The sequence below is a fragment of the Congregibacter sp. genome, from assembly GCF_965660375.1.
Taxonomy (GTDB): Bacteria; Pseudomonadota; Gammaproteobacteria; order Pseudomonadales; family Halieaceae; genus Congregibacter.
Genome location: NZ_CBFHZO010000112.1, coordinates 1 through 6595 on the forward strand (window position 1 = coordinate 1; position 6595 = coordinate 6595).

General features: G+C 59.8%; 7 protein-coding genes. 2 read left to right on the forward strand and 5 right to left on the reverse strand.

Going from position 1 to position 6595, the window contains the following annotated elements; all coding sequences use genetic code 11:
• The 5 genes from ribB to glyA form a co-directional block, all read right to left on the reverse strand.
• Positions 1–855, reverse strand: an 855-nt coding sequence (gene ribB, locus ACTG3T_RS10760; RefSeq protein WP_439102275.1) for a 3,4-dihydroxy-2-butanone-4-phosphate synthase, incomplete at its 3' end; no start/stop codon positions are given.
• Positions 852–1517, reverse strand: coding sequence for a riboflavin synthase (locus ACTG3T_RS10765; protein ID WP_439102276.1), 666 nt, complete (start codon positions 1515–1517; stop codon positions 852–854). The genes ACTG3T_RS10765 and ribB, both read right to left, overlap by 4 nt.
• Positions 1518–1595: 78 nt before the next feature.
• Positions 1596–2729 carry a bifunctional diaminohydroxyphosphoribosylaminopyrimidine deaminase/5-amino-6-(5-phosphoribosylamino)uracil reductase RibD gene (gene ribD, locus ACTG3T_RS10770; protein WP_439102277.1) on the reverse strand — a complete coding sequence of 378 codons (1134 nt, stop codon included), beginning with the start codon at positions 2727–2729 and terminating at the stop codon, positions 1596–1598.
• Between the two features lie 15 nt (positions 2730–2744).
• Positions 2745–3245: a transcriptional regulator NrdR gene (nrdR, locus tag ACTG3T_RS10775; RefSeq protein WP_439102278.1), complete on the reverse strand. Its 501-nt coding sequence runs from the start codon at positions 3243–3245 to the stop codon at positions 2745–2747.
• Positions 3246–3306: 61 nt separating this feature from the next.
• Positions 3307–4602, reverse strand: coding sequence for a serine hydroxymethyltransferase (glyA, locus tag ACTG3T_RS10780; RefSeq protein WP_439102279.1), 1296 nt, complete (start codon positions 4600–4602; stop codon positions 3307–3309).
• Between the two features lie 126 nt (positions 4603–4728).
• On the opposite strand from glyA, the gene ettA reads away from it, so the two are divergent.
• On the forward strand, positions 4729–6393 hold the full coding sequence (gene ettA, locus ACTG3T_RS10785; RefSeq protein WP_439102280.1) for an energy-dependent translational throttle protein EttA: 1665 nt from the start codon (positions 4729–4731) through the stop codon (positions 6391–6393).
• A gap of 62 nt (positions 6394–6455) precedes the next feature.
• Positions 6456–6595: PilZ domain-containing protein (locus ACTG3T_RS10790; protein ID WP_439102281.1), on the forward strand; the 140-nt coding region annotated here is incomplete at its 3' end.

A 6595-nucleotide genomic window follows, 5' to 3' on the forward strand; every position in this document is an offset into this window, starting at 1 on the left:
AAGACTCCGCTGGACACTCCAACCGACCTGTCCCTCTACGTCGCTGCCCAGGAGATCTCGCAGGGTAGACGTTGCATGCACCCGCACCAGAGTCGGCTCTGCGGCGCTGATGTCCCCAAGACTCAGGGCAATATGCAGCCCACCATGGGTGCGGTCACGGTAGGTGGCCAACTGAAAGGCGCCATAACGGGTGGAGATATCACCTTCGCGAACCCGCTCGATGGTTTGTTCATTGGCAATGCGGTAGTGAATAAGATCTGCCACAGTTCCGACCTTGAGTCCGTGCGTCGCGGCAAACGCCATCAGGGCCGGTCCGTCGGCAAGCTCTCCCTGCTCATCAAGCACGTCAGCGATCACCGCCGCGGGCGTAAGACCGGCTATGCGGGTGTAATCCACCGCCGTCTCCGTATGGCCCGCGCGGGTGAGCACCCCGCCCGCCTGCGCCGCCAAGGGAAAAATGTGCCCGGGCTGCACAATGTCCGCCGGTTCCGCCTGCGCCGCCACGGCCACCTGCACCGTATGCGCCCTGTCCGCCGCTGATATCCCGGTATCGATGCCCTTCGCAGCTTCAATAGAGAGCGTGAAATGAGAATTATCGCTCGCGTTACCGGCAACCATAGGCGGCAGATCCAACTGCTCGCAGCGTTCCTGGGTAAGCGCCAGACACACGAGGCCCCGGGCTTTACGGGCCATGAACGTCACATGCTCGGCCGAGCAGTGTTCCGCCGCTACCATGACGACGCCTTCGTTATTGCGCGCGTCCTTCTCATCTCTCTCGTCGAGGATGACGACCATGCGGCCCTGACGGAGATCGTCGAGGAGCTCACCCACGCTACTAATGTTTTGCTTGCTCATGCGCCTTTATCCAAATATCCGTTCTCTGCCAGGGTCTGGTAGTCGATGCCGCCCCCTGGACTCGCTGCCGCCGAGCCCTGCAGTAACCGCTCAAGGTAGCGAGCAATCACATCGACTTCGAGGTTCACGGGGCTACCCGGACTGTACTTCCCAAATACGGTTTCCGTCATGGTCTGGGGAATGATGTTGAGGTCGAAATTCGCCCCATGGACCGCGTTTACCGTCAGGCTGGTGCCATCAATACAGATGCTGCCCTTGTGGGCGATGTATTTTGCGAGCTCATCCGGTGCGCGCACCACCACGCGCCAGGATCTCGCATCTTCGACCATACTGACAATTTCACCAAGCCCGTCCACGTGACCACTGACAATGTGGCCACCGAGACGGCTCTGTGGCGTCAGGGACTTCTCAAGATTCACCGAGGACCCCTGGGACAGATTCCCCAGGGTCGTCAGGTTCAAGGTTTCGCGCGACACATCCGCCCAGAAGCCGTCTCCGGGCAGCTCGGTGACCGTCAGGCACACACCATTGGTGGCAATGCTGTCGCCGATACCCACATCGTCAAGGGATAGTTTCCCCGTGTGTATTCGCAAGCGCAGATCGCCGCCGCTGGGCTGCTGTGCTGCGACAGTGCCCACTGCCTGAATAATACCCGTGAACATACGATCACCCTGATGAACTACTGGTTACTTTGCTGGTTACTTTGCTGCTTACTTTGCTGATTGCTCTGATACTTACCGCTACGCGGGACTCCGCGGCGCGAAAACGAAGCGATGATCGTCACCAATCTGCCGACGATCCACCAACCTCAATCTGAGCGCCTCCGCCATTTGATCGAGCGGCAAGTCCAGCAACGGACGAGCGCGGCTACCCAAAAGGACCGGCGCCAGGTAGACAATGAGCTCGTCAGCCATGCCACTTCGCATAAACGCACCTGCCAAAGCGGGTCCGGATTCTAACAGAATCTCGTTGCATTCCCGCGCAGCCAGGACAGCCATTATTTCTACCGGTGCAATCCCCCCCTCCCCGCTCGACAGCACCATACGCGCCACAGCCTCTGGAAGGTGGGCCGAATCCGCGTCACTACCGTGAAGAAGCAAGCTGGGCTGGTCGCCTTGCAATACGGCGGCATGCGCCGGCGTACGCAGCTGCGTATCCGCAACGACCCGAAGGGCACGACGCTGCGGGGCGGGCAAAAGCTCGTCGCCAAATGCGCCGTCCCGCACCGTCAACGCGCAGTCATCCGTCAGCACGGTCCCCACGCCTGTGAGAATTGCGCAGCTCTCTGCACGGAGTTTTTGCACATCCAGGCGCGCCTGGGGTCCCGTGATCCACTGACTCTCCCCGGACGCCATGGCCGTTCGTCCATCCAGGGACATCGCCAGCTTGATGCGCAGTCGGGGCCTGCCGCAACGCTGGCGCTGCAGAAAACCAGGCAGCTGCAACTCCACCTGATCCGCCATCAGGCCTTCGCGCACTTCGACCCCAGCGGCCTGAAGATGACGAATACCGCCTCCATCCACTTTGGGATTGGGATCACGGAGCCCCACGACGACACTGGAAACACCAGCTGTTATCAGCGCATTACAGCAGGGCGGCGTCCGACCTATATGCGCACAGGGCTCCAGAGTCACATAGGCGGTAGAGCCCCGGGCGGCATCGCCGGCGGCCTTCAGCGCCACTACTTCAGCATGATCACCACCAGCGGGTTGGGTAAAACCCTCGCCGACCACGATCGAGTCCCTTACCAGCACGCAACCCACATGGGGATTGGGACGTGCCCAGTACTTACCCCGCTCCGCAACGCGCAGCGCACGGGCCATAAACTGATGGTCGTCTGCGTTGGGTGTTTCGCTGAGCATTGCACCGGCCATCAGGCAAAAGACGCCTCAGGCGTCGCTGTCGGCGGGAGGAATCGCAGTGGCGAGTTGTCGTTCCGGTTCGGCCTGCAGTCGTTCGATGGCGGCCTGAAATTCAGCAATATCTTCGAAACTTCGATAAACCGACGCAAAGCGGACATAGGCGACTTTGTCCAGCTCTTTGAGGCTGTCCATCACCAGCTCCCCGAGTACCCGGGAGTTAACCTCCCTCTCACCGGTAGCGCGAAGTTTTTGTTTGATGTGGCTGATCTCTGCCTCAATCAACTCCACAGACACAGGACGCTTTTCCAGCGCGCGGAGAAACCCGGCACGCAGCTTGTCTTCATTGAAGGGTTCGCGACTGCCGTTTTGCTTGATGACCCGGGGCATGACAAGTTCGGCCTGCTCATAGGTCGTAAAACGCTCCTTGCAGGACAGGCACTCGCGCCGACGACGCACCTGGGCCCCGTCAGTCACCAGGCGGGAGTCGATCACTTTGGTGTCGTCATCCGAGCAAAACGGACAGTGCATGTGAGGAGGCCTCAGTTGCTGTGTATGTTGCTGCGTGTTTGGTTTTGGCTCGCGCCCTGACTCAGGCAGCGACCGCCGACCCGGCTGCGGGACGTTCACCGTAGACCGGAAAGCGCGCGCAAATAGCCAGCACTTTGGTCTTCACAGCAGCGATGGTTGCTTCGGCGTCGCCCGACTCCAGTGCTTCCAGGACATCACACATCCAGTTGGTGAGCTCCCTGGTTTCCTTTTCACCAAATCCGCGGGTAGTAATCGCCGGCGTGCCCACCCGCAATCCCGAGGTAATAAAGGGTGAGCGCGGGTCGTTGGGCACCGCGTTTTTGTTTGCGGTGATGTTTGCAGCCTCCAGGGCGGCGTCTGCATCTTTGCCCGTGTAGGGCTTGCCGATGAGGTCTACCAACATCAGGTGATTGTCTGTGCCACCGGACACGATGTTAATTCCACGCTCCATAAAGGTCGCAGCCATAGCCCGGGCGTTCGCCACCACCTGCTCCTGGTAAGCCACGAAGTCCGGCTGCTGCGCCTCGAGGAAGCTGACGGCTTTTGCGGCGATAGCGTGCATGAGAGGACCGCCCTGACCGCCGGGAAAAACCGCAGACTGGAACTTCTTTTCCAGCGCTTCATTGGCCCTGGCCAGGATGATGCCACCCCGCGGCCCGCGGAGAGTTTTGTGCGTTGTCGAAGTCACCACATCGGCGTAGGGGACCGGATTGGGATACACCCCCGCCGCCACAAGACCGGCAACATGGGCCATATCGACCAGCAGGTAAGCGCCCACCTCGTCGGCAATGGCACGGTAACGGGCCCAGTCCACCACGCGGCTGTAAGCCGAGAAGCCACCAATAATCATGGCGGGCTTGTGCTCCCGCGCGAGGGCGTCAATCTGGTCGTAATCGATCTCGCCAGTGGCGTTATCCAGGCCGTATTGCACCGCGTTGTAATGCTTGCCGGAGAAATTGGGCTTAGCGCCGTGGGTCAGGTGACCGCCGTCCGCCAGGCTCATACCTAAAATAGTGTCTCCCGGTTTGACCAATGCCTGAAACACAGCGGAATTGGCCTGGGAGCCGGAGTGAGGCTGCACGTTCGCGTAGTCCGCGCCAAACAGCGCTTTGGCACGCTCTATGGCGAGCTCCTCCGCTTTGTCTACAAACTCACAACCACCGTAGTAGCGCTTACCGGCATAGCCTTCTGCGTACTTATTCGTCAGCACCGAACCCTGTGCCTGCAACACACGGGGGCTGGCGTAGTTCTCGGAAGCGATAAGCTCGATGTGCTCTTCCTGACGACGCTCCTCGTCACAGATGGCGGAAAACAGGGCGTCATCGAAGCCCTCAATGGACATGGCATCGTCAAACATGGCGATCTCTCCTGATGCGCTCAAAGATAGGAAAGGCGAGATTTTAACCGAAAGCCGGCATCTGGCCTATCTCGACCGCGCTTTTGTTAGAATCCGCGCGTTCAAACAGAGGGAACACACCCAGCTATGGCACAGTACGTCTACAGCATGAATCGTGTGGGCAAGGTCGTCCCACCGAAGAAAACCATTCTCGAGAACATCTCGCTATCGTTTTTTCCCGGCGCAAAGATTGGTGTGCTGGGTCTTAACGGCTCCGGAAAATCGACGCTCCTGAAGATCATGGCGGGTCTGGACACGGATATTCTGGGTGAGGCTCGCCCCCAGCCCGACCTCAAAATCGGCTACCTGCCTCAGGAGCCGCAGCTGGATCCCGCCAAGGATGTCCGCGGCAACGTCGAAGAGGGGCTGAGCGACGCACTGGATGCGCTGGCAGGCCTGGAAAAAGTCTATGCCGACTACGCGGAACCCGACGCCGATTTTGATGCCCTCGCGAAGGAACAGGCACGCCTTGAAGACATTATTCAGGCCACGGATGCACACAATATCGATCATCGTCTGGAGGTAGCCGCCGACGCCCTGCGCCTCCCCCCCTGGGACGCCGATGTGAGCACGCTCTCCGGTGGCGAGCGTCGCCGGGTGGCGCTGTGCCGCCTGCTACTCTCCGGGCCGGACATGCTGCTGTTGGACGAGCCTACCAACCACCTCGATGCAGAGAGCGTCGCCTGGCTGGAGCGCTTCCTGGAGGATTTTCCCGGTACCGTGGTCGCCATCACCCACGACCGCTACTTTCTGGACAACGCCGCGGGCTGGATACTGGAGCTGGACCGCGGCCGCGGCATTCCCTACGAGGGCAATTACTCCGACTGGCTCAATGCCAAGGAGCAGCGACTGGAGCAGGAGCAGCGCCAGGAAGCCTCGCACCAGAAAGCCATCAAAGCGGAGTTGGAGTGGGTGCGCAGCAACCCCAAGGGCCGCCAGGCCAAGAGCAAGGCACGTTTGGCGCGCTTTGAAGAGCTCCAGTCCCAGAATTTTCAGAGCCGCAACGAAACCAACGAGATATACATTCCCCCGGGGCCCCGCCTGGGCGACAAGGTCCTCGAGATACAGAATCTTCGCAAGACCTACGACGATCGCCTGCTCTTTGAAGACCTGACGCTCTCCGTGCCCAAGGGCAGCATCGTCGGGATCATCGGTGCCAATGGCATGGGCAAGTCCACCCTGTTCCGGCTGATCAACGGCGAAGAACAGCCCGATGCGGGGACCATTGAACTCGGTGAAACGGTCAAGCTTGCCTACGTGGACCAGTCCCGGGAAGATCTCGCAGGCGAGAAGACGGTGTGGGAAGAAATTTCCGACGGCCATGACATCATGAATATCGGCGGTTACGAGGTAAACTCCCGCTCCTATGTCGGTCGCTTCAACTTCAAGGGCGCCGACCAGCAAAAATATGTCAAAGACCTCTCCGGTGGTGAGCGCAATCGCCTCCACCTCGCCAAGCTGTTGAAGCAGGGCGCAAACATGCTTCTCCTGGACGAACCCACCAATGATCTCGATGTGGAGACGCTCCGCGCACTGGAGGAGGCAATCCTGGCCTTCCCGGGCTCGGCCATGATCATTTCCCACGATCGCTGGTTCCTGGACCGGGTTGCCACCCACATTCTTGCCTACGAAGACGATGGGGGCGTGGTGTTTCACGAGGGGAATTACAGTGATTATGAAGAAGACCGACGCCAGCGTATGGGCGCTGCGGCAGACCAACCGCAGCGGCTTCGCTACCGCAAGCTAAAATAGCGTTTGCAGCTGAGGTAGGCTGTGATTCAATGCGGTTTAGATTGTGTATCAGGGAGTAGATGATGAGTGATTTTCCCGGGGAGCGCCGCGAGTTTTCCCGCGCAAAAATCGATCTCCCGGTGGAGATTCACCAGGGCGGCAGCGTCTGGAATCAACGACTTATCGATATTTCCGTGGCCGGTGTATCTACTGACCAGCCGGA